23 protein-coding genes and 1 tRNA gene are annotated in these 22,766 nt (G+C 57.4%); 9 read left to right on the top strand and 15 right to left on the bottom strand.

Features of this window, described 5'->3' with window-relative positions:
* Positions 1-73: 73 nt before the first annotated feature.
* From SCT_RS02580 to SCT_RS02560, 5 genes are all read right to left on the bottom strand, one after another.
* Positions 74-1,321 (bottom strand): EAL and HDOD domain-containing protein, encoded by a 1,248-nt coding sequence (locus SCT_RS02580; RefSeq protein ID WP_059418664.1) that lies wholly within the window; start codon positions 1,319-1,321, stop codon positions 74-76.
* A gap of 121 nt (positions 1,322-1,442) precedes the next feature.
* Complete coding sequence (locus SCT_RS02575) at positions 1,443-2,333, bottom strand: M48 family metalloprotease (RefSeq protein ID WP_059418662.1); 891 nt, start codon at positions 2,331-2,333, stop codon at positions 1,443-1,445.
* A 289-nt stretch (positions 2,334-2,622) separates the two neighbouring features.
* Positions 2,623-2,699, bottom strand: a tRNA-Arg gene (locus SCT_RS02570).
* A 158-nt stretch (positions 2,700-2,857) separates the two neighbouring features.
* Positions 2,858-3,334, bottom strand: a complete 477-nt coding sequence (locus SCT_RS02565; RefSeq protein WP_144408203.1) for a hypothetical protein — start codon at positions 3,332-3,334, stop codon at positions 2,858-2,860.
* Between the two features lie 71 nt (positions 3,335-3,405).
* Positions 3,406-3,945, bottom strand: a complete 540-nt coding sequence (locus SCT_RS02560; RefSeq protein WP_059418658.1) for a THUMP domain-containing protein — start codon at positions 3,943-3,945, stop codon at positions 3,406-3,408.
* Positions 3,946-4,090: 145 nt separating this feature from the next.
* Between SCT_RS02560 and SCT_RS17795 the strand changes: the two genes are divergently transcribed.
* The 5 genes from SCT_RS17795 (at position 4,091) to SCT_RS02540 (ending at position 6,726) form a co-directional block, all read left to right on the top strand.
* Complete coding sequence (locus SCT_RS17795) at positions 4,091-4,219, top strand: hypothetical protein (protein ID WP_256381541.1); 129 nt, start codon at positions 4,091-4,093, stop codon at positions 4,217-4,219.
* The gene (locus tag SCT_RS02555) at positions 4,216-5,109 is read left to right on the top strand and encodes a diaminopimelate dehydrogenase (RefSeq protein WP_059418656.1); all 894 of its coding nucleotides are present in this window, start codon (positions 4,216-4,218) and stop codon (positions 5,107-5,109) included. Before SCT_RS17795 ends, SCT_RS02555 begins: the two co-directional genes overlap by 4 nt.
* Before the next feature lie 33 nt (positions 5,110-5,142).
* Positions 5,143-5,637 (top strand): BCAM0308 family protein, encoded by a 495-nt coding sequence (locus SCT_RS02550; RefSeq protein ID WP_059418654.1) that lies wholly within the window; start codon positions 5,143-5,145, stop codon positions 5,635-5,637.
* A gap of 89 nt (positions 5,638-5,726) precedes the next feature.
* A complete protein-coding gene (locus SCT_RS02545) occupies positions 5,727-6,179 on the top strand; it encodes a CBS domain-containing protein (protein WP_059418867.1) in 453 nt (150 codons plus the stop codon).
* A gap of 1 nt (position 6,180) precedes the next feature.
* Positions 6,181-6,726, top strand: coding sequence for an HPF/RaiA family ribosome-associated protein (locus SCT_RS02540; RefSeq protein ID WP_059418652.1), 546 nt, complete (start codon positions 6,181-6,183; stop codon positions 6,724-6,726).
* A gap of 198 nt (positions 6,727-6,924) precedes the next feature.
* On the opposite strand, the gene SCT_RS02535 is transcribed toward SCT_RS02540, so the two are convergent.
* The 6 genes from SCT_RS02535 to SCT_RS02510 all read right to left on the bottom strand — a co-directional run bounded on the left by SCT_RS02535 (position 6,925) and on the right by SCT_RS02510 (position 13,259).
* The gene (locus tag SCT_RS02535) at positions 6,925-7,248 is read right to left on the bottom strand and encodes a hypothetical protein (RefSeq protein WP_059418650.1); all 324 of its coding nucleotides are present in this window, start codon (positions 7,246-7,248) and stop codon (positions 6,925-6,927) included.
* Between the two features lie 81 nt (positions 7,249-7,329).
* Positions 7,330-9,039, bottom strand: coding sequence for an AMP-binding protein (locus SCT_RS02530; protein ID WP_059418649.1), 1,710 nt, complete (start codon positions 9,037-9,039; stop codon positions 7,330-7,332).
* Positions 9,032-9,967, bottom strand: coding sequence for a thiamine pyrophosphate-dependent enzyme (locus SCT_RS02525; protein WP_059418647.1), 936 nt, complete (start codon positions 9,965-9,967; stop codon positions 9,032-9,034). The genes SCT_RS02530 and SCT_RS02525 overlap by 8 nt, the downstream gene beginning before the upstream one ends.
* Positions 9,964-11,205 carry a pyruvate synthase gene (locus SCT_RS02520; RefSeq protein ID WP_059418645.1) on the bottom strand — a complete coding sequence of 414 codons (1,242 nt, stop codon included), beginning with the start codon at positions 11,203-11,205 and terminating at the stop codon, positions 9,964-9,966. The genes SCT_RS02525 and SCT_RS02520 overlap by 4 nt, the downstream gene beginning before the upstream one ends.
* Positions 11,202-12,113: a 2-oxoacid:acceptor oxidoreductase family protein gene (locus SCT_RS02515; RefSeq protein ID WP_059418643.1), complete on the bottom strand. Its 912-nt coding sequence runs from the start codon at positions 12,111-12,113 to the stop codon at positions 11,202-11,204. The genes SCT_RS02520 and SCT_RS02515 overlap by 4 nt, the downstream gene beginning before the upstream one ends.
* Positions 12,114-12,146: 33 nt before the next feature.
* Positions 12,147-13,259 carry a Glu/Leu/Phe/Val dehydrogenase gene (locus SCT_RS02510; RefSeq protein WP_059418641.1) on the bottom strand — a complete coding sequence of 371 codons (1,113 nt, stop codon included), beginning with the start codon at positions 13,257-13,259 and terminating at the stop codon, positions 12,147-12,149.
* A gap of 147 nt (positions 13,260-13,406) precedes the next feature.
* Here SCT_RS02510 and SCT_RS02505 point away from each other — a divergent pair, with 147 nt between their 5' ends.
* Both SCT_RS02505 and SCT_RS02500 read left to right on the top strand, forming a co-directional pair.
* Complete coding sequence (locus SCT_RS02505) at positions 13,407-14,132, top strand: protein-L-isoaspartate(D-aspartate) O-methyltransferase (protein WP_144408202.1); 726 nt, start codon at positions 13,407-13,409, stop codon at positions 14,130-14,132.
* A gap of 10 nt (positions 14,133-14,142) precedes the next feature.
* Complete coding sequence (locus SCT_RS02500; RefSeq protein ID WP_059418637.1) at positions 14,143-16,563, top strand: spermidine synthase; 2,421 nt, start codon at positions 14,143-14,145, stop codon at positions 16,561-16,563.
* Positions 16,564-16,912: 349 nt separating this feature from the next.
* Here the strand turns inward: SCT_RS02500 and SCT_RS17560 are convergent, their stop codons facing one another.
* On the bottom strand, positions 16,913-17,545 hold the full coding sequence (locus SCT_RS17560; RefSeq protein WP_059418635.1) for a DUF1566 domain-containing protein: 633 nt from the start codon (positions 17,543-17,545) through the stop codon (positions 16,913-16,915).
* A 562-nt stretch (positions 17,546-18,107) separates the two neighbouring features.
* Here SCT_RS17560 and SCT_RS02490 point away from each other — a divergent pair.
* The gene (locus SCT_RS02490) at positions 18,108-19,292 is read left to right on the top strand and encodes a methionine adenosyltransferase (protein ID WP_059418633.1); all 1,185 of its coding nucleotides are present in this window, start codon (positions 18,108-18,110) and stop codon (positions 19,290-19,292) included.
* Between the two features lie 47 nt (positions 19,293-19,339).
* Here the strand turns inward: SCT_RS02490 and SCT_RS02485 are convergent, their stop codons facing one another.
* Together SCT_RS02485 and rtcA are read right to left on the bottom strand one after the other, a co-directional pair.
* Positions 19,340-19,759, bottom strand: a complete 420-nt coding sequence (locus tag SCT_RS02485) for a bacteriohemerythrin (RefSeq protein WP_059418631.1) — start codon at positions 19,757-19,759, stop codon at positions 19,340-19,342.
* Between the two features lie 241 nt (positions 19,760-20,000).
* On the bottom strand, positions 20,001-21,038 hold the full coding sequence (gene rtcA, locus SCT_RS02480; RefSeq protein WP_059418629.1) for an RNA 3'-terminal phosphate cyclase: 1,038 nt from the start codon (positions 21,036-21,038) through the stop codon (positions 20,001-20,003).
* A 121-nt stretch (positions 21,039-21,159) separates the two neighbouring features.
* Here rtcA and SCT_RS02475 point away from each other — a divergent pair, with 121 nt between their 5' ends.
* A complete protein-coding gene (locus tag SCT_RS02475) occupies positions 21,160-21,642 on the top strand; it encodes a hypothetical protein (RefSeq protein ID WP_189799640.1) in 483 nt (160 codons plus the stop codon).
* A gap of 6 nt (positions 21,643-21,648) precedes the next feature.
* On the opposite strand, the gene SCT_RS02470 is transcribed toward SCT_RS02475, so the two are convergent.
* Positions 21,649-22,668 (bottom strand): MBL fold metallo-hydrolase, encoded by a 1,020-nt coding sequence (locus SCT_RS02470; RefSeq protein WP_059418626.1) that lies wholly within the window; start codon positions 22,666-22,668, stop codon positions 21,649-21,651.
* Between the last annotated feature and the right edge of the window lie 98 nt (positions 22,669-22,766).

Below are 22,766 nucleotides of genomic sequence, written 5' to 3'. Positions count from 1 at the left end.
CAAGAAAAACCGCAACCCTCTAGACCCTTATAATGTTCGCCCCCCATTAATCATCATGGGGGACGGCACCCCGTCATTGGGCCATTTCAGTCGTGATACTATTCGACCAGCGCAACGCATCCACTTCCGCGCCCATCAAATCTTGCACTGCCAGCCCCAAGCTTTCCAATACATCCCCGGCATGATCAAACTGCCCCTGTTCTGTCATTTCTGCCAGAGAGAGCAGTCCACCCAGGTTGCCCGATTTATTCAGCAAGGCGTCAGCAATATCTTCTGCCGGGTTGATCAGATCAATCACTTCCATCAAAGGTCTATCCAGAAGAGCATCCAGTAAAGACAAAATGCCCGTCATGAAAGCCCGATCATGGAAATCCCGGTCACTTTCTTTGCATTTCTGGGCGAGAGATTCCATCAATTTCCCTCGCTTGGCCGCAAGTCGCAACAGCGGACTGTAACTCACTTCATCCTGTTGCGGGGTATATAACAACAGTTGCAGCCAACGTTGCATCTGACGTCGACCCACAATTTTAATTGACTGGTTAAAAGTTGATATTTTTGTTTTCAGTCCCATCGATACTGAATTAACCAACCGCAACAGTTTTAGGCTCAAGCCTGCATCCTGTTTCAGGGCCTGCTCAATTTCCTGATCGGGGGCATCGGTCAGAATGAGGCCCAGCAATTTGAGCATGATCGCCTGATTGGGAAGGTTGCGCCTGCCTATGACCAAATGGGGGCGTGCAAAGTAATAGCCCTGAAACAAATCGAACCCAGCCTCTGCGCACTGAAGATACTGCTCATGGCTCTCGACCTTTTCTGCCAGTAGCCTTACCGGGTAGTTTCTAAGCTTGTTGACAATCCCCAGGGTCGACGGCCAATCCTGTTGCGTAATATCTATTTTTACAATATCCACAACGTCAAGAAGAGGATCGAAACTACTGTCATTAACATAATCATCCAGCGCCAAATCAAAACCAATCTCTTTAAGCTCCCGACAGCGTTCAATCAGCGGAAGATCGACCACCACTGTTTCCAGCAACTCCAGGGTGACCCGCTGTTGCGACAGGATTTCAATCGCGTCACTCATCAGTAACGCTTTACCTACGTTGATAAAACACTCGTATCCCGCCAGGGCCTCTCCAATATCCAAATGGCTGAAGGCATAGTTGATAACCTGTGCAGTGGCCTGCGTATTGTCGAGAAAATGCGCCGCATTCAACTCGCCACTACGAAACAGCAATTCATACGCGACCAAGCGTTGTCGCTTGTCCAGGATGAGTTGCAACCCCAAGAAAACTTCCTGCGCCTGTGGGAGGTTATGCATGCTTATTCATCTATCTTTCAGTAGGTAACAGGCGGCAAAAAAATGAAATATTCGCTAATTTTCCTCATGATATCGTAAAAACAGGGAATTCAAATTATTATCCCCAGGAGCAAAACCGGAATTAATTTTCGGCCAATCCAACGACCCCTCTGGCGGAAACCTGAAGATCCTTCGACCACCTGTCGTCACCAACAACCTGCGTGCTGGCAGCCAGTGCACCGGCAATCTCGCCTCTGTTCCACCCCAGGCTAGCCAGCAAGTCCAGAGCGACGGCATCGGCCTCATGCAATTGGTCGAGTTTGTAACTCTCTATCACTATCTGGGAACCGACAAACGAAGCAGCCGATGAGGCTGTTGCCATCGCCGTAGCCGACTGTATCAAAACGGCGGAACCGCGAATAAGGTTGGCGACCGGCAGCAGCACTTGGGCAGCTATGGAAAACAGGATGCTGGTCGCCGAATCTTCGTCATGATGACGGCTGATTACATGCCCCATCTCGCGAGCGACCAAGAAAGCCAAAGCCTCTTCATCAAGATGCAGCTTTTGCACACCGCGGAAAATCACCACCGTACCGGTTGCGCAGGATGCACTCCCAGGTTCGGCCTTTTCGGCAATAACGAACTCAAACTGGCTGACTCTCTCAGTTAGATCAGGATAAATTTCAAAAGCCGATTTCGCCAGACGAGTACCCAGCCGCTGAACCCTCTGATCGAAAGCACGATCAAGCCTGCACTCCACCCCTGCGCAGGGTGAAGGCGTATCTGCCGCAGAGGCGAGATTCAGGCGCATACCCATCTCGGAATGAACAGCACTTACCGAGGACGGCACGGTCACCTGCGTGCGCCCCTGGGGCGACGTTGCGCACGCTCCCAGCAAGATACTGGCAAGGACAACAAACCAGACGCGGATAATCATGAGTTCACTCTTCTGAAAAACCTCGGCTAACAGAGAATGAGCCCGTTCACCGTTCACTGTCAAATCACTCCAAACGACATGGATGCGAACAACCATTCCCCAGCTACCATTCTAGACAATCCGGCAAAAAAACCATGTCAGCAAATCAAACTTTGGCGATTTGAGTAAAGCATACCCTGGAAAAAGAAAAAGGCTATCCGAAGATAGCCTATATTCTTGTTTTGATTGCGCGTCCGAAGAGATTCTAACTTCTTACCACATTGGTTCGTAGCGCCCTATGCGGATAAGCTGTGCAGTTTGCGAAGCGTGGGTCTTCGGACGTAATCGTTACAGCACAGTGCACAAAATAAAAAGGGCCCACATTTCTGTAGACCCTTTAATTTACTGGTGCGCCGGAAGGGATTCGAACCCCTGACCCCTTGGTTCGTAGCCAAGTACTCTATCCAGCTGAGCTACCGGCGCATTGCGAAGGCGGCATTATAAAATAAAAACCGCCATCAAACAATGGCGGGGAGAGGAATTCATAAAAATACCCAATCAATCATAAATTTGTGGAGTTTGGCAATGTAGCTACGGCACACTTTTAGTAAGGCGTATCAGAATAAACGCTGACAAGCACACTATTCTTTCCCGTATTCCAGTGGCCACTTTTGCATCAGGTAATCAAGGATATCCTGATCGAAGTTTTTTGACCTGTATGTCCAAACGACATCACTTTTATCCAGTTTATTCAACTTCCTGCTCTTGATATTGACGCCCAGAACCGGCAGATCCTGGTGACGGTAGGTTTCCACCTCATCTTCGATCCCTTCATCGCCGTCGAAAAACAGCCATTCAGCGCTGAATTCACCCTGTAGCCGCTCCAGTAAGTGGCACATCTCCTCTTCAACCGGAAGAGGAGGATCGATCCGTTTCGGTTTTCCGGTGGAGTAGTCGATTGTCCACCCGCCATACAGATCGGATCCTTCGGTCATAAAAAAGGAGGTCATCTGGGCCGAAAAGAAATTTTCAAGCTTGAAAAAGGCCGGGGGGTAAGCCCCCTCACTATGGCCAACCCACCAGCCATACACATCCCTGCCCGCTTCGATGCAGATCACGGCACACAACAATCCCGCGCCCCTGGGCGTGTAAGCAAAAAAAGTCTGTGGAGTATTCATTATGGTCAGTCCTATCCGGTTTTTACAAAAGAATAATGCTGCCGCAGATCACGGGTCAGCAGAGACACACCACATTCGTGACCGACGGTTTCTGCAGCGACGATGTAGTCGGCATCCTTGAAGGAAGCCATCACCTTATGGCCTTCCTTTTCAGCCAAGGCAAAGAGGTGGTCGGCGACGCTGCGCTCCACTTCGGGACTGATTACCTGCCCAATCAGCCCGCGCCGTTCCAGGCGCACATGAAACGTCCCTCCTGAAATGCGGCCGACATAAGGGGTGACAGCCTCCTTCAATTGCTCCACAAGGGTTTCCGGGATGAAGTGGAAAGTTTTCTCGACGGGGATCACCCGCCCCAGATCCTTTATCCAGGGGGAACCATCCGTTTCCGCCTGCCGGATTGCCTCGAGGAAATTCGTGACATCCTCTACATAACCCATGCACACATCCTTGAACTCGGTAGTATGGAATTTCCCCATAGCTCGAAGCTCGTGCAGCAGGCGATATTCACACCCTGGGCCCGGCAGGGAAGTCACAATAATATTCCAGTTCATCAATTTCCATCTCCCAGCCTGCGTCCGCTACCTATCCAACCCCTTCACCTATACTTAAGTATAGGCAAGCCGCATTGAAATTCCCCTCTCCCGGTACCATCGTTACCACAGGGCACCTTCCGGAGATAAACCCTCAGGAGTTGCCATGAAAACATTGATTCTCAGCGCAGACCATTTCGAGGATTCCGAGCTGCCGGTCCCTTTCTACCGGCTAAAGAAGAAGGGTTTTGAGGTGGGCATCGCATCCATTAGTCACAACGGCATAAAAGCATGAAAAAACTGCGACTTGCCATCATTGGCTTGGGGAATCTGGGGCGCAAATGCGCCGAGGCCATTCTTGCCGACCCAGCCATGGTGCTGGCTGGGGTAGTGCGGCACAGCGGCAGCCCGGCTTCCTGGCTGAAAACGCCCGTCGTTACCCATATCAGCGAGCTGAAAGAAGTTGATGCCGCGCTCGTCTGCGTTCCTCCCGATGGGGTATTAGGGATGGTGAAAGACCTTCTGCAAAGCCGCATCCCCGTGGTGGAATGCGCACGCCTTCACGGCGATGCCTTCCTCACCCATAAGTCAGAAATACATCGGGCCGCGCTTGTTCACCGAGTGCCGGCCATTGTTGGAGCGGGATGTGACCCGGGCGCCTTCTCCCTGTTCCGCAGCCATTTCGCATTGCTGGTTCCCCACGGGCATACGGAAACCAGCCTGCATACCGGGCCCAGTCTGCACCATACCCTGGCAGCGGAGGGGATCAAGGGGGTCAGGAAAGCGCTGGCGACAGAGTTAGAGTCCGTGGAAGGAACAATCCAACGCTATGTTTATGTTGAATTGGAACCGTCGGCAGATGCAGCCGAAGTGGAGTACGCCATCATCCATGACCCCCTGTTCCTTGATGAACAGACGCTGGTATTTCCAGTGCCCAGTATTGCCGCACTGGAAGAAACAAATCGTGGCGTGTTGGTGGAGCGCCGTGCCGCAGCGAAAGAAGCCGTCCATGCCTCTTTTTTGCTGGAGGCGCGCTTCGACGAAGCGGGGATTGCGGCGCGAATGATGCTTGCCGCCGCAAGGTCATTATCTTCCCTGCAAGCAGGCGCATATTCCCTGCTCGACCTGCCGCCGGGTGCGCTGTGGGGTGAACAGCGCACTGCTGCGGAAAAGGAGTGGATGTAAGTTGTCAATCTTTTGTTAAAAGGAGAATAAAAAATGAAAACCCGGTTCGCAGGTTTTGAGCCCATCCGGCACGACCGCCTAATCCAGGAATATCGGCACGACGCCTATAAATCCAAGCATAAACTGCCGGAACCCACAGCTTGTCCGCAATGCGGCGCCGTGTTTCACGAGGGGCGCTGGCAATGGGCTCCCAAGCCAGCCCAGGCCCACGAGGAGTTGTGTCCGGCCTGTCACCGCATCCATGACAAATTCCCGGCTGGTTTTGTGACCGTGGGCGGCTCCTTTTTCAAGGAGCACCGCGAGGAGTTGTTGCACCTGGTAAAGAACGAGGAGGCAAGAGCCAAGGCGGAGCACCCCCTGGAGCGGATTATCGGGATCGAGGAGCAGGATGACAGCATCCTGATCACCACGACCGACATCCATCTCGCCCGCGGTATCGGCGAAGCCCTGCATCATGCCTACAAGGGCGAACTGGAATTTCACTACAACGAACAGGAGAACCTGCTGCGCGTGCTGTGGGAGCGATAGAGATCCATTTCCTCAAATGTTCTATATTGAAATTGATTTCCATGTTCACTTTGTCGCAGTCCGACATTAAGCAATCGAGAGAAAATTCCATGCCTATAGGTGAATTTTGCAACCGCGAAGTAGTGTTCGCCACCAGAAAAACAAGCATCACGGAAGCGGCGCAACTCATGCGCCAGCATCATGTGGGCGATCTGGTTGTCGTGGACGAAACCGATGGCAAGCGAGTGCCGGTCGGCATCGTGACTGACCGCGACATCGTCATCGAAATCATTGCGAAGTCGCTGGATTTAAATGATTTCACCGTGGGGGACATCATGAGTCCGCAATTGGTCAGCGTGCAGGACGATGAAGGTGTGTTCGAGACGATTCGGCTCATGCGCGCCAAGGGAATCCGCCGTATCCCGGTTGTCAACCAGGCAGGAGGGCTTGAAGGCATTGTGTCGGCAGATGACATACTGGACCTGCAGGCTGAGGAGATGGCAGAACTGGCCAAGGTCGCTCCGCGCGAACAGGAACGTGAAACTCAAACCAGGAGGTATTAACATGCAACGCCCACTCCAAATTGTTCTTCGTGGCATGCCCCACTCCGACGCAGTGGAAACACATATCAGGGAGAAGGTGGAAAAGCTGGAGTCGTTCTATTCCCACATCATCGGCTGCAAGGCCACTGTGGAAATTGCAGGAAAGCACAAACACCAGGGCAATCTCTTCAATGTACGGCTGGATATCAGCGTGCCCGGCAGCGAGCTGGTGATCAATCGCGACATGCATGAAGATATCTATGTGGCACTGAGGGATACATTCGATGCAGCGAAGCGCCAGTTGGAAGATTATGGGCGACGCCAGCGAGGCGATACCAAGATCCATGAAGGCGAACTGCATGGACATGTTGCCAGATTATTCCCAGACGGTTTCGGCTTCATCGAAACGGCGGACGGCCGGGAGTATTATTTCAACCGCGACAACGTGGTACATCCCGATTTTGACAAGCTGGAAGTCGGCAGCGAAGTGCAGTTCATCGAGGAAGCAACTGGGGAGGGATTGCAGGCGAAGCGGGTCAGCGTCGGCAAGCACCATTATCCCGGATAGGAACGCCCCCGGTTAATCGCCTGAACAGCTCAAGTTCGCGTGATCGAGCGCGTGGCTGGAATTGTGACAATGGCTTATGTCAGTCTTACCCAGGGGCGTGCAAATGGCGCTCTGGCACGACGGTTTTCGAAACTATGCCGGGCAACCATTCGCACTTCCACCCTCTCGCCATCCGCCATGATGACCCTCTGGCCTGCATCAACAGGCATAGTGATAGGCTTGGACATCCCTTCCGAGCAGGCGAAGTTGCACCCTCTCCCATACTTGGGGCTTGATGCCTTGGGGCGGAAACATTTCAGCTGGCGGTAGATCTTTATACTCCTCCCATTCCGAAGCATCTTTGGCAGGGGGGAGCGCGTCTACATCCCTGAGCATGCCATAGGCAAACAGATTCTCAAGCAAGTGCCGGTTGGCGTCGATTTCTCCTCGGGCAAACAACGTATACCCATCGCGGTCATAAAGTTGCCAAGGAAGCGGCATGCCGATGGGAATATCTTCGATCGACACGGGTTGAAGGTTCATCACATACCTCCCGGTAATTATTCAATTGGTTATGGCTTCCATACCGAGCCATGAAATCGTCAGGCCTGTTTCCGGCATCGCCTAAGCATGACCTGTCAGACCCTGGCCCATTTTCTCCAGGGCGATCTCGCGCATGCGGAATTTCTGCAGCTTGCCGGTGACGGTGGTGGGAAATTCCTCCACGAACCAGATCCAGCGGGGAATCTTGAAGTGGGCGATGTTGCCGCGGCAGAATTCCCGCATCTCCTCCTCGCTGGCGCTCTGGCCGGCCCGCAACTGGATCCAGGCCATGACTTCCTCGCCGTAGAACTCGTCCGGAATGCCGAACACCGCCACCTGGGCCACCTTGGGATGGGTGAAAATGAAGTCCTCGATCTCGCGCGGATAGATGTTCTCGCCGCCGCGGATGATCATCTCCTTGAGCCGCCCGGTGATGCGCATGTAGCCGTCGGCGTCCATGGTGCCGAGGTCGCCCGAGTGCAGCCAGCCGTTGGCGTCGATGGTTTTGCGGGTGGCTTCCGCGTCGCCGTAATAGCCTTTCATGACGTGGTGACCGCGAAAACAGATTTCCCCCACTTCACCCGTCGGCACAGTGCTGCCACTATCCAGGTGAACCACCTTCACCTCCTGGTGGGGGAGATTAGTGCCCACAGTCTCGATGCGGTGTTCGAAGCTGTCGTCGCGGGAAGTCAGGTGGGTTAAAGGGGACGCTTCGGTTTCGCCGTAGCCGATGAGGATCTCGGAACAATGCATTTCCCCGATCACCCGCCTCATCAGGGGCGGCGGACACGGCGCGCCGGCCATGATGCCGGTGCGCAGACTGGTGAGATCGAATTCCCCGAAGCGGGGATGCTCCAGTTCGGCGATGAACATCGTGGGCACGCCGTGTATGGCAGTGCAGCGCTCCTGCTCGACCGCCTGCAGTGCCGCCAGCGGATCGAAATGATCGCTGGGGATCACCTCGCAGGCGCCGACGGACAGGCACAGCAGATTCGCCAGCACCATGCCGAAGCAGTGATAGAACGGGACCGGGACGCAGAGACGGTCGGCCTCAGTGAAATGCATGGCCTGGGCGGCAAAATAAGCATTGTTGAGGATATTGTGGTGGGTGAGCACCACCGCCTTGGGAAAGCCGGTGGTGCCGGAGGTGTACTGGATATTGATGGGGTCGTCGATATCCAGGGATGCGCCGATTTCGTCCAGACTTTCCGGCAGTATGCCGTAGGCCGCCGCCAATACTTCCTGCCAGACGGTGAATCCGGCATGGGGGCGCGCGGTGTCGCCGGGACGGGCCGGATCGTATAGCACCACGCGCCGCAGCTGGGGAAATTCGGCGCATTCCAAGCCTGCTCCGGCTTCCCGGTCGAGCTCCGGTATCAGTTCCAGAAGCATGGCCACATAGTCGCTGCTGCGAAACGAGGGGATCACGAACAGGCCCTGCACTTCGGAGCGCTTCAGGGCATAGGCCAGTTCCCGCACCCGATAGGCGGGATTGATATTCACCAGGATGGCGCCGATGCGGGCGGTCGCCATTTGCAGCAGCAGCCACTCGATGTTGTTGGTGGCCCAAATGCCGATACGATCCCCTTTGCCGAAATCCAGGCCGAGCAAGCCGCACGCCAGCCGGTCCACTGCCTGACTCAGGCTGGCGTAAGTGAGACGCCGGCCTTGGGGCAGGGAGACTAGCGCCTCCCGTTCCGCGAAGCGCTGCGCCACATCCGCGAAATGCCCGGGGATAGTCGCGCCCAGCAAGGGAATCGCACCGCCCCGGTGGCAATAGCTTTTAGCCATGGTCCGCCTCCACCCCTGCCCAATAGTCGTCCACCCTGGCCTGGATTTCGGCCAGCATCGCCTCGTTGCGCCGGGGATGGAACAAGTGGGCGAAGCGCCCCTGCTTCTCGAGATATTCTTCCACCGGCGCACGCTTCGGTGGCACCCTGGTGTGGGTCACCTTGCCGTTCTCGTATTCCTTCAGCGGCCACATCCCGGTTTTGACCGCCAGGCGCCCGATTTCCACCGTTTCCCGGGGGTCGAAATCCCAGCCCGTGGGGCACGGGGAAAGGGCGATGATGAGGCGCGACCCCTTGAGGCCTTTCGCCTTCTCGATCTTGCGGGCGAGATCGACAGGCTCCGTAGCGATCACCGTAGCGACGTAGGCCGGGCGGTGGGCCGCCCAGATGGCGAAGAGATCCTTCTTGTGGCCGCCGAAACCCTGTGGGCCGGTGCTGGTGGAGGTTCTCGCCCCGTGAGGAGTGGCGGGCGAAGACTGCTGGCCGGTGTTGGCATAGCCCTCGTTGTCGTAACACAGGTAAATGAAATCCAGCCCGTGCTCGATGGCGCTTGAGGTGGACGACATCCCCATGCCGTAGGCAGCCCCGTCTCCCGTCAGCACCACCACCTGCAAGTCCTCCTCGGGTTTGATCCGCCCTCGGGCAAGCTGAATGTCGAGAGCATCGCGCACCCCCTGCGCCCCGGCAGGTGCGGACGCCATGGAGGTATACAGCCAGGAGCCGCGAAACGGGGTGTAGGGATAAACCGCGAGCAGGGTCATGCAGCCCGCCGCATTCACGAACACGGTCTTCTCCCCCAAGATGTCGTAGGCCTGGTGGATCGCCAGCAAGCCGCCGCAGCCGGCGCACATCGGCGTGCCCGTCCCCAGCAGACGGTTGGAAGGCAGGTCCTTCATGTGCTTGTATAAAGTGATCGTTTCATCGCTCATTGTTTACCCTCCATGCGCTCGGCGTGGGCCACCGCTTGCAGTTTGCGCATCTGGCGCAGTTCGTCCGCGGTGTAAAGCAGACGGGGCGGCGGCGTGCTACCTTCCCGGCAGGCCCTCCGGGTCACTGCGGCCATTTCGTAGAACTCTTCCGCCGCGATGTCGCGCCCCCCCAGACCGCCGATGAAGCTGGCGAGCACCGACGGCATGCCGGCCCGCCCGTATAGCGCCCCAGCAAGCTCTCCATGCAGCACGCCGCCCATGCCCATGGAAAGGTTCTGGTCGATCACCGCCACCCCTTTCTTGCCATCCAGCGCGCGGCGCAGCGCTTCCGCCGGGTATGGGCGCAATAGGCGCGGGCGCACCAGGCCGACCGCCTGCCCCGCCTCCCGTAGCCGGTCCACGGCATCCTTGGCCTTGGTGGAAAAGGAGCCGATCATGAAGAACACGATTTCCGCGTCTTCGCTGCGGTAGGTCTCCACGGCATCGTAGCTGCGGCCGAACTGCTGCGCGAACTCGGCGGCGACCTCATCGTAGACTTCCAGCGCCCGTTGTGCCGCCAGGTGCTGCTCGTAGCGGAAATAGGAATAGTAGGCCCCGCCCAGCACCACTACGCCTTGGCTCACCGGCTCGCCGGCATGGAAGCGGGTGGTTTCAGGATCGTATGGCGGCAGGAACCCCTCCACCGCCGCCCGATCGGGGATCTCCACCGGTTCGCGGGTAAAGGAAAGATAAAATCCGTCCAGGTTCACCAGAGCCGGCAGCCGTACCCGATGGTCTTCCGCCAGCCGGTAGGCGATGAGGGTGCTGTCCAGTACTTCCTGACAGGTGGCGCAGTGAAGTTGCAGAAAGCCGCTGTCGCGGGCAGCCAGCACGTCGTTATGGTCCGGCTCCAGGGTCACCGGGGTCTGGACGCCGCGGGACACGTTCACCAGCACGAAAGGCGCGCGGTAGCCCGGCACGGCGTAGACCATCTCCATGCCGTAGAGCAGCCCCTGGCTGGAGGTGGCGCTGAACACCCTGACCCCGGTGCTGGCTGCTGCGCCCGCCGCCGTGATCATGGAATGTTCCGATTCCAGGGTGACCAGACGGCACTCCATCTCCCCGGCATCGATCCAGCCGGCGAGGGTTTCGATGATTTCGGTCTGGGGCGTAATTGGGAAAGCCGGCACATATTCCGCCCCTGCCAGGCGCGCGCCCCAGGCGGCGGCGGCATTTCCGGTGATCAGAGTGCGCGTCATGGCTGGGCCTCACTGGATTCCGGAATCGCGGAAATGGCGTGGGCAGGACATTGAGCCACGCAGATCAGGCAACCCTTGCAATGGTCGTAGTCGATCTCGGGAAAATGTTCGGCGTTGACCCGGATCGCGCTGTCCGGGCAGAATTCGCTGCATACCCACCAGCAGCGGTTGCAGCGCTGGTAGTCGATCACCGGGCGCAGGGTGCGCCACAGGCCGGTGCGCACCTCGACGCTGGTGGCTCCGGCATGGATCGCCGCAGCGGCCGCATCCGCCTCGTCCAGCGGCAGTTCCACCCAGTCTGGGCGCTGGTAGGCGGCCGCCGCAAGCGCTTCGCCTTCACTCACCAGTCCGGCCTGGGGCGCCATCAGTTCATAGGCTGCCAGGGCCTGGTCCAGATTACTGGAGAGTGTTTCCCCGCCCAGTCCGGCCAATTCCAGTTGCACCGCCTGCTCCAGCGCCAAGAGAGTAATCACGCCCACCAGCCGCGCCGCCGCCCCGGCCAGGGCAGTGCCGACAAAATGCTGTTCGGCCCCCGCGGCAGCTTCCGCCTGTAAGGTCAGGAGAGGCCCGGCGATATTCAGCCGGTGCCGCCAGGTCTCCGGCGTTTCGCCGCTGCTGATGAGGAGAACGGTGCGCGGGGTGACCCCCTGCAAGACACCTGCCGCCGGCATGGGTACCAGGCTGTCGTCCGCCACGATGACGAGATCGGGCTCGAGAATGATGCCGCGTTCCTGGATGGTCCGCCGCGCGGCTCGCACGTAAGCGAAGACCGGCGCGCCGCGCCGTTCCGCACCATAGCGCGGCGCGTCCTGCACCTCGTAGCCCTGCTGGAAGAAGGCCGATCCGAGTATGCGGCTCGCAGTCTTCATGCCCTGACCGCCACGTCCATGGAAGCGTATCCGATACATCCGCGTCCTTCCTTGATCCGAGCTACACGGGAATTAAAAAATCCCCCAGCGCCGGTAACCCATCGCTTTCCTGACCCTGGCAACGGCCAGCGCCATGGCCGCATCGCGCGGGAGCATGCCATTCTTCGACACCCTCTCCAGCACTTCCTCGCTATTCTGCCGCAGCTTCTCCGCGATGGTTTCGAAGGCTGCGGCCTGGCTGGCGCCCTGGTATTCCATCGCGGCACAGATCACGCCGCCGGCATTGGCGATAAAATCCGGCACGCACAACACGCCACGCGCATGAAGCGCCTTTTCTGCGCCCTGGGTGAAAGGGATATTCGCGCCCTGGATCACCAGCCGGGTTTTGAGCCGGCTGACATTGTCCTCGTGAATCACGTCCGGCCGGGCTGCGGGAATCCAGATGTCGCAGTCGATATCGATCACCGCGTCGCGGTCGAGTTTTTCGCCCGTAGGGAAATCGATAACGCTCTTGCCGGTATCTTTCAGTTCACTCAGCAGCGCGACATCCAGGCCACCAGGGTCGTAGAGGGTGCCGCGGGAATCCGCCGCGGCCACGAGGATTGCGCCTTTTGCCGCCAGGAATCGGGCGGCATGCTTGCCCACCGCACCGAAGCCCTGAATGACGACGCGCGCCCCGGCCAGGGGAAAATCGCAATAGCGCAGGGCCACATCAGCCACATGGCTGATGCCCCAACCGGTGGCACCGATCTTGTCCAGGGGGATGCCGCCCAACTCGCAAGGCAGACCCACCGAACGGCCGATCTCGTCCTTGACCCAGGCCATGCACTCCTCGTCGGTGCCCATGTCGGGGCCGAAGATGTATTCGTGGACATCCCGCAGAGCGCAGGCCAATCCCCTGACCAGGCGCTCCTTGTCCGCCCTGGGCATTTTCGGATCCCCGTAGAGCACCGCCTTGCCGCCGCCGTGAGACAGGCCGGCAGCAGCATTTTTCAGGGTCATGGCGCGGGCGAGGCGAAAGCACTCTTCCGTGCTCACGTCGGGCGCCATGCGCACCCCGCCGATGGACGGCCCGGCGGCCACGTTGTCCACCACCAATACCGCTCTCAATCCGATCGAGGGTTCATGGATGTGGATGATTTTTGCCGGACCCAACTCGTCCGCAAAGCGAAATAGGTCATCCATTGCATGTATCCCCTTAAATTCATTCTATGCTATTAAATGATAGATGATAGATACGCTATTTCCTTCAGGCGGCGTGCCCTGTGATTTTTACGCCATCGAAATTCGACGATGTTTGCGAGTTGATCATGTCACGTTGAAGCCCATATCATGAAGCGTCACTCCACATTACTTGCATTCGCTTGCCTGTGCTTCGCGCTCCCTGCACAGGGGGATGCATTCGAGACGGCACGCCATAAAATGGTCGAAGAAGTGGCCGCCGATGCGGCTTTTACTTCATCCTACAGCGGCCGTGCCACCCTCAACCCGAATGTCGTGGCGGCGATGAAAAAAGTGGAGCGCCATCGTTTCGTTCCTGCGGAACTGGCCTCCTATGCCTATCTCAACCGTCCACTTCCCATCGGCTATGGGCAGACAATTTCACAACCCTTCATCGTGGCGTTGATGACCGATCTCATGAATCTCAAGGAAGGCGACAGGGTGCTTGAGATCGGCACAGGCTCTGGCTATCAGGCTGCCATTCTGGCAAAAACAGCCAAAGCGGTTTACAGCATCGAAATCATCGAACCTCTGGGTAAAGAGGCAGCCCGGCGCCTGAAATCCATGGGCTACGGCAACGTGGAAACCAGGGTGGGCGACGGCTACTACGGATGGCCGGAAGCCGCCCCCTTCGACGCCATCATGGTGACAGCCGCCGCCAGCCATGTTCCGCCGCCCCTCATCAAGCAGCTCAAACCGGGCGGACGCATGGTGATCCCCCTCGGCACCCATTTCCTGACCCAGTATTTGATGCTGCTGGAGAAACAGGTTGACGGCACGGTGACCAGCCGCCAGATTTTGCCGGTACGCTTTGTTCCCCTCACGGGTGGGCACTGAGCTATCAGCCATGGCTACAGCCACGCGTCCTCCCGTTTTCGCCATCGCCCTTCTCTCCGCCTCTGTCCTGGCCTACGAAGTATTGCTGACGCGCCTGTTCAGCATCGTGCTGTGGCACCATTTCGCCTACATGATCATCAGCGCAGCCTTGCTGGGTTACGGCGCAAGCGGCACGGCCCTGACCTTGCTGAAGGAGAAGCTTGAACCCCGCTTTGCCAGGGTATACCTGACTGCTGCTCTGGGTCTGGCCATCCTGATGCCTGCGACATTCCTGCTGGCGCAACAGGTACCCTTCAATCCCCTCGAACTGCTGTGGGACAAGACTCAGCTCCCCAAGCTATTCGCCGTTTATCTTCTCATGATGCTGCCTTTTTTCTGCGGAGGGCTGGGCATCGGCCTGGTGTTGTCGCGCTTCGGCAAGGAGGCAGGGCGAATCTATGCCTTCGATATCCTCGGTGCCGGCATCGGCAGCCTGGGGGCAATCGGCTTGTTGTTCCTGTTGCCGCTCCACCAGGTGCTGAGCGCGCTCGCTGCCCTGGCTTTGCTGGCAGCCTCCGTTGCCGTCATCGAACTGGAGATGCAGCCCAGATGGCTGCTGGAAGCGTTCCTTGGACTTGTCGTGCTGGCTGCGCTGGCGTTGCCTGCCGCCTGGCTGCAGGTTCATCCCTCTGTCTACAAGGACCTGAGCCAAACCTTGAATATCGTCGGGATGCGCGTGGCGGAGGAGCGTTCCAGCCCCCTGGGAAAAATCACGGTGGTCGAAAGCGCGCGAATTCCCTTCCGCCATGCGCCGGGAATGAGTCTCAACGCCACCAGCGAACCACCGCCCCAACTAGGCGTGTTCGTGGACGGGGACGGCCCGGTGGCCCTGACGCGCTTCGATGGGCAGCTCGCGCCCCTGTCCTATCTTGGCGACCTGACCTCGGCACTGCCTTTCCATGTGTTGGAACGGCCACGGGTCCTGGTCCTAGGCGCCGGAACCGGCAACGACGTGCTGCAATCCCTTTACCATGGCGCAACGGCTATTGATGCGGTGGAGCTGGACCCGAATATGATAGCCCTGGTCCAGAAGCGTTTTCATGACTTTGCCGGCGGTCTTTACAGCCGCCCCGACGTGCATGTGCACGCAGCCGAGGCGCGGGCTTTCGTCAACACCAGCCGTGAGCGCTATGACCTGATCCAGGTGGCGCTGCTGGATTCCTTCGGCACCGCCTCGGCCGGCCTGTATGGCCTGAGCGAAAGCTATCTCTACACCGTGGAGGCGTTCCAAAGCTACCTGGGCAGCCTGAATCGCGGCGGCATGCTGGCCGTCACGCGCTGGCTCAGCCTGCCGCCGCGCGATTCGCTGAAGCTGTTTGCCACGGCGGTGCGCGCCCTGGAGCAGTCCGGCGTCGCTAATCCGGGAGCAAGGCTGGCCATGATCCGGGGCTGGAAAACCGTCACACTGCTGGTGAAGAACAGCGACTTCACGGCGACGGAAATCGCCGCAATCAAGGCCTTCAGCCGCACACGCTCCTTCGACCTGGCCTATTACCCGGGGATGCGCGCGGACGAGGCCAACCGCTACAACCTGCTGGAGCGGCCCGAGCTATTCGAGGGAGCCATGGCGTTGCTGGGCCCCGGAAGCGAGGATTTCATCGCGCGCTACAAGTTCTACATCGAGCCCGCGACCGATGACAGGCCGTATTTTTTCCGTTTCTTCAAATGGAGCGCGGCAGCAGAATTATTCTCTCTGCGCGGGCAAGGTGGCATGCCGCTTCTCGACTGGAGCTATCCGCTGCTGGTGGCCACGCTGGCCCAAGCCGTAGGGGCCAGTGTGCTGCTGATCCTGGCGCCACTGGCGCTATCCCGCTGCCGGCGCACCTTGCCGCCTTGGCCGGCAGCCGTGTACTTTCTAGCCATTGGCCTGGCCTTCATGTTCATGGAAATCGCCTTCATCCAGAAATTCATACTGTTTCTGTCGCACCCCCTTTACGCTGTGGCGGTCGTGTTGTGCGCGTTCCTGATGTTTGCGGCGCTGGGAAGCTGGCTGTCCGGACGCCGGCAAGGGGTCGGGGAGAAGGGAGGGTGGGTCCACCGGGCGGTGCTGATCATAGCTGCGGTGGCTATGCTCTATCTCGCCATCCTGCCAGCCTTGTTCCAGGCCCTGATCCACTTGCCCGATGCGGCGAAAATCGCGATCTCGGTCGGCCTCATCGCGCCCCTGGCGGTATGCATGGGCATCCCCTTTCCCACCGGCATGACGCGCCTGTCCCGGACGGCCCAGGACAGCATCCCCTGGGCCTGGGCCATCAACGGCTTCGCCTCCGTGGTGGGCGCTGTGCTTGCCACCCTGCTGGCTATTCACCTTGGCTTTGCCGTGGTGATCCTGCTGGCCGTCCTGATGTACAGCTTGGCCTCTGCCGCCTTCAGGGGGTTTTCCAGAACCTGAAATTCTCTTCCAGGTTGGATGTTTTCCATGCATTAACTTGCTTATCCCTACAGCCGCCATGTCACCCGTTCCGTACCGAGGTGGAGGACAAGCTCACGAAAGACAAAAGGTAATGAATTACCCTGATCTTTGTAGGCAATATTGCCTCAAATGGCCATACACAAAAAGCCGCTCCGGCTAGTTGCTGATCGATGCCACTGGAACCAACATCTGCTGTGGAGAAAGGCGTACAGCCGGGATCGACCCATAGCGGTCCTTCAAGCCAGCCGAAATCAGATTTTCAGCGAACAAACTCAGGAACGAAAAACGGCGACCTATTGGCCGCCGTCTTATTAACCCCAAGCGTTTATTAAACTACTTTGCGCTTACGTGCAATACCAGCTAAGCCAATCAAGCCAGATCCAAGCAGCCACGCGGCCGCAGGAACGGGGGCGGCGGCAACATCACCGGAGTGAACAGCCCACGCGTAACGATAGTCGGTCATGGCAATACCATCCGTCAAGCCGCCGCCGAAGGCGAAGGTCCACGCGAGGGTGTTAGACGGCGTCGCTGTACTGGACCAGTAGGTTCCTGCCATAACGTTCTGAAATAGTGCCAAGTTGGCATTAGGATAGAGATTGCCATATGCGGTACCGCCCAGTTCGTTGTAGTACAGATGCCCCATCTCGCTGCCAGTGCAGTTGTAGCCATAGGATTCGGACGTGGGGGCATATTGCCCGCTGCAAGAAGCATCTGGTTGCAATGTAGTGGGCAGGCGCCATCCGCTGATTCCGTTCACTGTAAGACCCGCCACCCAGGTGTTGGCTTGTGACCAGGTCATATCGCCGTTAACGTTGGCATTCGCCAACCAGGTGAGGTTGAGGTGGGTGTCATATACTGCTAGACCGCCCAGACGGGATTCCAGTGCAGCATTGGCGCCGCTGGCGGATAACAGACCGGTGCTGAGAATTACAGCAGCGAGCAGGGTTTGTGTGGTTTTCATTGATTGCTCCAGGTTAAAATTAATTTTTTGATGCTGTGTTTGCACATTTTGGTATTTAATTATGCGGCATGAAAATATGGTTTAAGTTTAGCAATAGTCATGCCAATTGACTTCGTTCAGCCATAGAGGCCAATTGAATCAGGAGTGTTTAAATGTGTGTAGCGCGCGCAATGCGCATAACTGTAAGATATTTCGACGGATCTTGATGACAACAGATAGTTTCAGGCAATGACATTCTCTTACTTCAACGCTACTTCCATATTAAGAACCTTATACTTTAAGACATTGGCGGGTTTATGGGGGTGGAATGTAGTGATGTAAGGAATATCGACAAAGCCACTAAACAACCAAACAACAGGAATTCAATCCAAACGTCATGTGACTGCTTGTGGCACATTTCGGACGACTCCCCGTCTAATAATTCAACAGCCAACTACAGATATTTTTTTTATGCCGGCTATCACAATGAATCGACAAGATTTCCATCCATTCATAGCCGCATGAAATCTGTGCAATACTGTAATTTGCTCAAGACGCGATAAATGGGGGTAACGCTCGAACCATGTCCAGAAATATCGTAGTCACGCCATTCTCCTGCATCCCTGTGGAGCAGCGGGAGGTGGAAATGTGCGAACACAAAGGGATAGGTCACCCGGACACCGTCACCGACGGTGTGTGCGAAGCGGCTTCCCGTGCGCTTTCCCTCGCCTATCTGAAGGCTTACGGTCGAATTCTGCACCATAACCTGGACAAGGGGCTGTTGGCAGCGGGCCGCAGCGCACCGCGCTTCGGGGGCGGATTAATTGAAGAAAAGGCACGCCTGATCATTTGTGGACGGGCAACGCGCCCCGAACCTGCTTTCAACGTTCAGGAGATCGTGGAAAAAGCGGCGCGGTGCTACCTGGAAGAGCATCTGCAAGACGCTGCTGCGGGGATAGTGATCGATACCCATATCCGTGAAGGCAGTGCCAACCTCAAGCAAATCTTCGCCCGTAGCACAGGCGTCCCCTTATCAAACGACACCTCCTTCGGCGTGGGATTCGCCCCCTACTCCCCCCTTGAGACAAACGTCCTGCGCCTCGCCGAAATCTTGCGGTCGAAGGCGTTCAGGCAGCGTTTTCCCAGTGCCGGGTCCGATTTCAAGGTAATGGGCATGCGCGTGGGGAATGATTCCGCTTTTACCATTGCCTTGGCGTTTGTGGATCGCCACGTGGCGAGTGTCTCCGATTACCGGCAGCACAAAGCCCATATCTGCGAATACCTCAAACAGGAAATCGGTCCAGGCGCCAGTCTGCAATTGAACACTCTGGACGACCCAGCCGCCACGGACGAATGCGGCCTGTATCTGACCGTTTCCGGCTTAAGCTCCGAAATGGGTGATGATGGCCAAGCGGGGCGCGGCAATCGGGCCAGCGGCTTGATCACGCCGGCACGACCTATGTCCCTGGAAGCAGTCGCGGGCAAGAATCCGGTCTCCCATGTGGGCAAACTGTACAACGTCCTGGCCATGCTGATGGCGCGGGATATTCACGAGCGGCTGGAGGAAGCGGAAGGCGTAACGGTGCAAATCCTGTCCGCCATCGGCGCACCGGTGGACCAGCCTCAGGTCGCCGCGATAGAAATCCAGGCTGCTCATGGGGTAAGCGAGCCACTGCAGCGGGAGGCGGCAAAAATCGCCAACGAATGGCTGGGGAATATGCCGAAAGTAACCGCGCTCATACTCGATCAGGCGGTTTCCCTCTACTAAACCATAGCCCTCAGGCCTGGGCCAAGCCTGCGCTTACCACCACGACACTAGCTGAGCCCCTTAGCAGCTAGAAATTCGCCGAGTTCCTTGTCAGCCCGGAGGATGTGCTGCTCCGCCCAATCAGTGAGAAAGGCAGAAACCAGCGCCGCTTTGTTATGGTTTGGGGCGCGTAGGCCTACATTAATGAGGTTGTTCAGTTGTTGGAACAATCTGCGATGTTCCTCGATATGGCTCTCCATGTCGGGAAAGCCATATTCCACCATGAGACGCTCCTCGACGGCGAAATGTTCACGGGCAAAAAGGATCAGCCCCCCCAACATTTCCTGCACGGCTTCGCTTTGATTTCTTTTGGCAACCCCGTCGGCGATTTGGTTAACCCTCTTGATAATTTCACGGTGCTGGCTGTCAATCAAGGCAATGCCAACGCTGTGGCGGCTTTCGTTCCAGATCAGATGGTATTTGTTCATGGTCGTGGTGTCATGGCGTTATCTGGTAGAACAAAATTAAGGTGATGACCACATCGGTTTTATTTCAGAATACCCCATAGCCAATGAGAAATATTGATACAGATCAATTAATCAGTATGGGCCTATAAATAATTTTGATTTACATGCAAATGAATGCGGAGCTTAAGGAACAGTAAGATGCCTCATAAGCACGCCGCCCTAATAACAAATACACTCTGGAGCGCACCAGTCTTCTGAATTTTCAAGCCGGATTGGATGTCACCTCGACCCGCTTCAGGGAATCGGCTTCAATGATGTTGAAGCGTACAGGCAGAAACTGCTCCAGCAGCCAGATGGTGGTAAGAGCGTGGGATGTAAGCTTTCTTGCCCGAAAGCGTGAGGTACCACCTGCAAGGGCGAGATAAATCAGCACCTGATCGGCAGCATGGATATCGAGGGTTGCCCCGGCAGAAATTTCCTCGCGCAACAGCCTGCCCGCTTCCGAGCCAAGTGTCTCTGCGGGCACGCCTCGTTGCGCGATGGCGGAAGCGCCCAGAATGGTGTGTGCCCTTTGCGCGACCAAAACAATCGCCCCTCCCGCCCCGATGGCTTTATCTGCACCCAATACGGCCTGATTGATGGATGGCGCAGGAAAGGCCGAGAGCTCCGCCAGCGCCGAACTCGCCATGCGTTGAACGATATGATCCGGCAGGTTGGCAATGTGGGCGTAGCCGCGGATTTCCCTCAGGGCGCCGGCCGCATCCAGCATCAATGGCTGAAGCGGCAAGGAGGGCAGCACCTCCACGGCCACCTCGCCGCCACCTCGCGGGTAATACCCCCGCTTCAATACCTCGATTCGGACCCTGACGCCCATGCTGGAGAGCAAGGGCAGCAGAACAAGGCAAAAGTAATCCAGGGGTGGGGCAGCACGGACATCGGTGCCGCCGCTGATGCGCATCCACAAGCCTTCTCCGCAAGCAACCGCAACGGGCAGCGCCGCCTGCAACACCAGAGTGATGCTGCCGGCAGTGCCAACTCTAAAATCGAACCGGCCGCCAACCAACCGGCCAGGCCGGAACAGAATTTCCCGCGATTTGACTTCCAGCCCCTCTGCCTCAGCACCACACAGCTTGGCCACAGCCATGACCGCGGTCAGGTGCTGGGGAGAAAGACCGGGATTGGTTCTATTGGCACGGATGTGCCGCACATGGACAGCTTCCCCGGTAATAGCTGAAAGCGCCACCGCCGTGCGCAACAGCTGTCCACCGCCTTCTCCGTAGGAACCGTCAATTTCGCGCATGCCCACCTCGCGGCAAATGCAACACTACCAGTGTAGCAGCCGCCCCGGAGTGATCTGGAATAGCACATTGAACCTTGGCAGGATTTTGCTATCAAAATTTGTCTTAAGAGAGAAGGAATACATGTACTTCGACAAGATTCAACAATTCCAAACCGGCGTTGCCCTGGAAATCACCAGCGCTGATCTGCGAGCCCTGATTGCGGATGCCATGGCTGGAAACAGTATCCTTGAGCTTGAGCAGATCAGGCGTCCGGAAGATCTCCATGCCTACCTGTCCGTGAAGGTTCACGAAGGCGCGGAGGGGCTGATTAAACGACGCCGTCCATGGGCCGGCAAAATCAAGGCCGACCTTGCTGCGGGAAAACCGGTTACATACGGGAGCTTCAGCAACCTGTTCTGGCGCAATCTTGATGAGCAAGATCCGGACGGTGACGAGTGGTACCGACTGGTTGCCAATGAAAGGTTCGATGCCGAACTGACCGGTTTGCTCAACAAGGTGCGGGCAGCCCAAAGAATCCTGCGCCAGAGCACGGATTCGCTGGCTCGCATGAACTGGGCATCATTCAGCAGCAGTGCATTCCCGGCTGACGTACCGGCATTCTAGGGCCGATCAAACAATTGGCTGCAAGCCAAGCGAGTCTTCCAGTTCCTGGCGCAACAACGCCTCCCGGTCAGAGTAGCTGGGGGAAAAATGAAGCGGAATAACGTTCTTCACGCCTGCCTCCCTCGCCATTGAGCCAGCCTGCCGGGCAGTCAGGTGATACTTTTGTGCAGCACGCTCGGCATCCTGATGCAAAAAGCCGGCTTCGATGAAAAGCAGATCCGAACCGCGGGCCAGATTGATCACCTTTCCGGCATTTTCCGGATGATAGACCAGGTCGGTGACGTAGCTGATCTTCTGCCCAGAAACGATGCGCAGCACTTCGGCCTTGAGCCGGCCGAGCGGAATATGCGTTTCCCGGACCTGCCCGCCTTCCTTCCACCAGACACGGAACGGCGTATCATCCGCTTCGCCCCGGAGGACCGCCTGTTTCAATTCCCGCAACCATGGCCCCATGGGAAGGCGCATTTCCGCCAGGCGGTTTTTCCACACGTTGACGTGCGCCTTTTCCTCTAGTGCGAAGCCCAGGCAGGGGGTTTTGTGGTCGAGGATGGCGCAGCGGACGCGAAACATTTCTTCATCCACAAGGACCCCGTCGGCCAGCGCCAGCTCTTCTTCAGCCTCCCTTCGGAAAGCGGTCCTGCAGCGGAATCTGGCCCTTCTCGCCATCCCCTCCTGCTGAACCTCGGTCACGACCAGAGTGAAATCGCTGGAATAATTCTCCACCAGGTTCCAGGTATAAGCCGCCAGCTTGTGTTCGACCTGCTCCAGGAAGCGGGCCGGGCCAAAAAGATGCATCCGCTTTTCGCGGCCCAGGGAAATCCTCAGCAGCCAGTCGAAGCCCATGAAATGATCCATATGGGTATGGGAAACGAAAATATGGCTCAGGCGCAGAATCTTCCGCGGGGCAAGCTTCCTGATATCCCCCAAGTCGAACATCATGGCCCGTTTCTCGAACAGGCAATCCACATAAAGCGCGGGATCCCCGAAAGGGTCGTTGACGAGTTTCGGATGGAACAGGGGTCTCATTATCAATTCTGTCCATAGATGATCCGCACCGGAATTGCTCCGGGCCTGGAAGAAAGCTATACATAAGAGAAGCTGCAGGCGTTCGGGTGTAATCGGCG

Source organism: Sulfuricella sp. T08, assembly GCF_000971475.1.
Taxonomy (GTDB): domain Bacteria; phylum Pseudomonadota; class Gammaproteobacteria; order Burkholderiales; family Sulfuricellaceae; genus Sulfuricella.
This window is presented reverse-complemented; position numbering and strand designations above follow the sequence as displayed.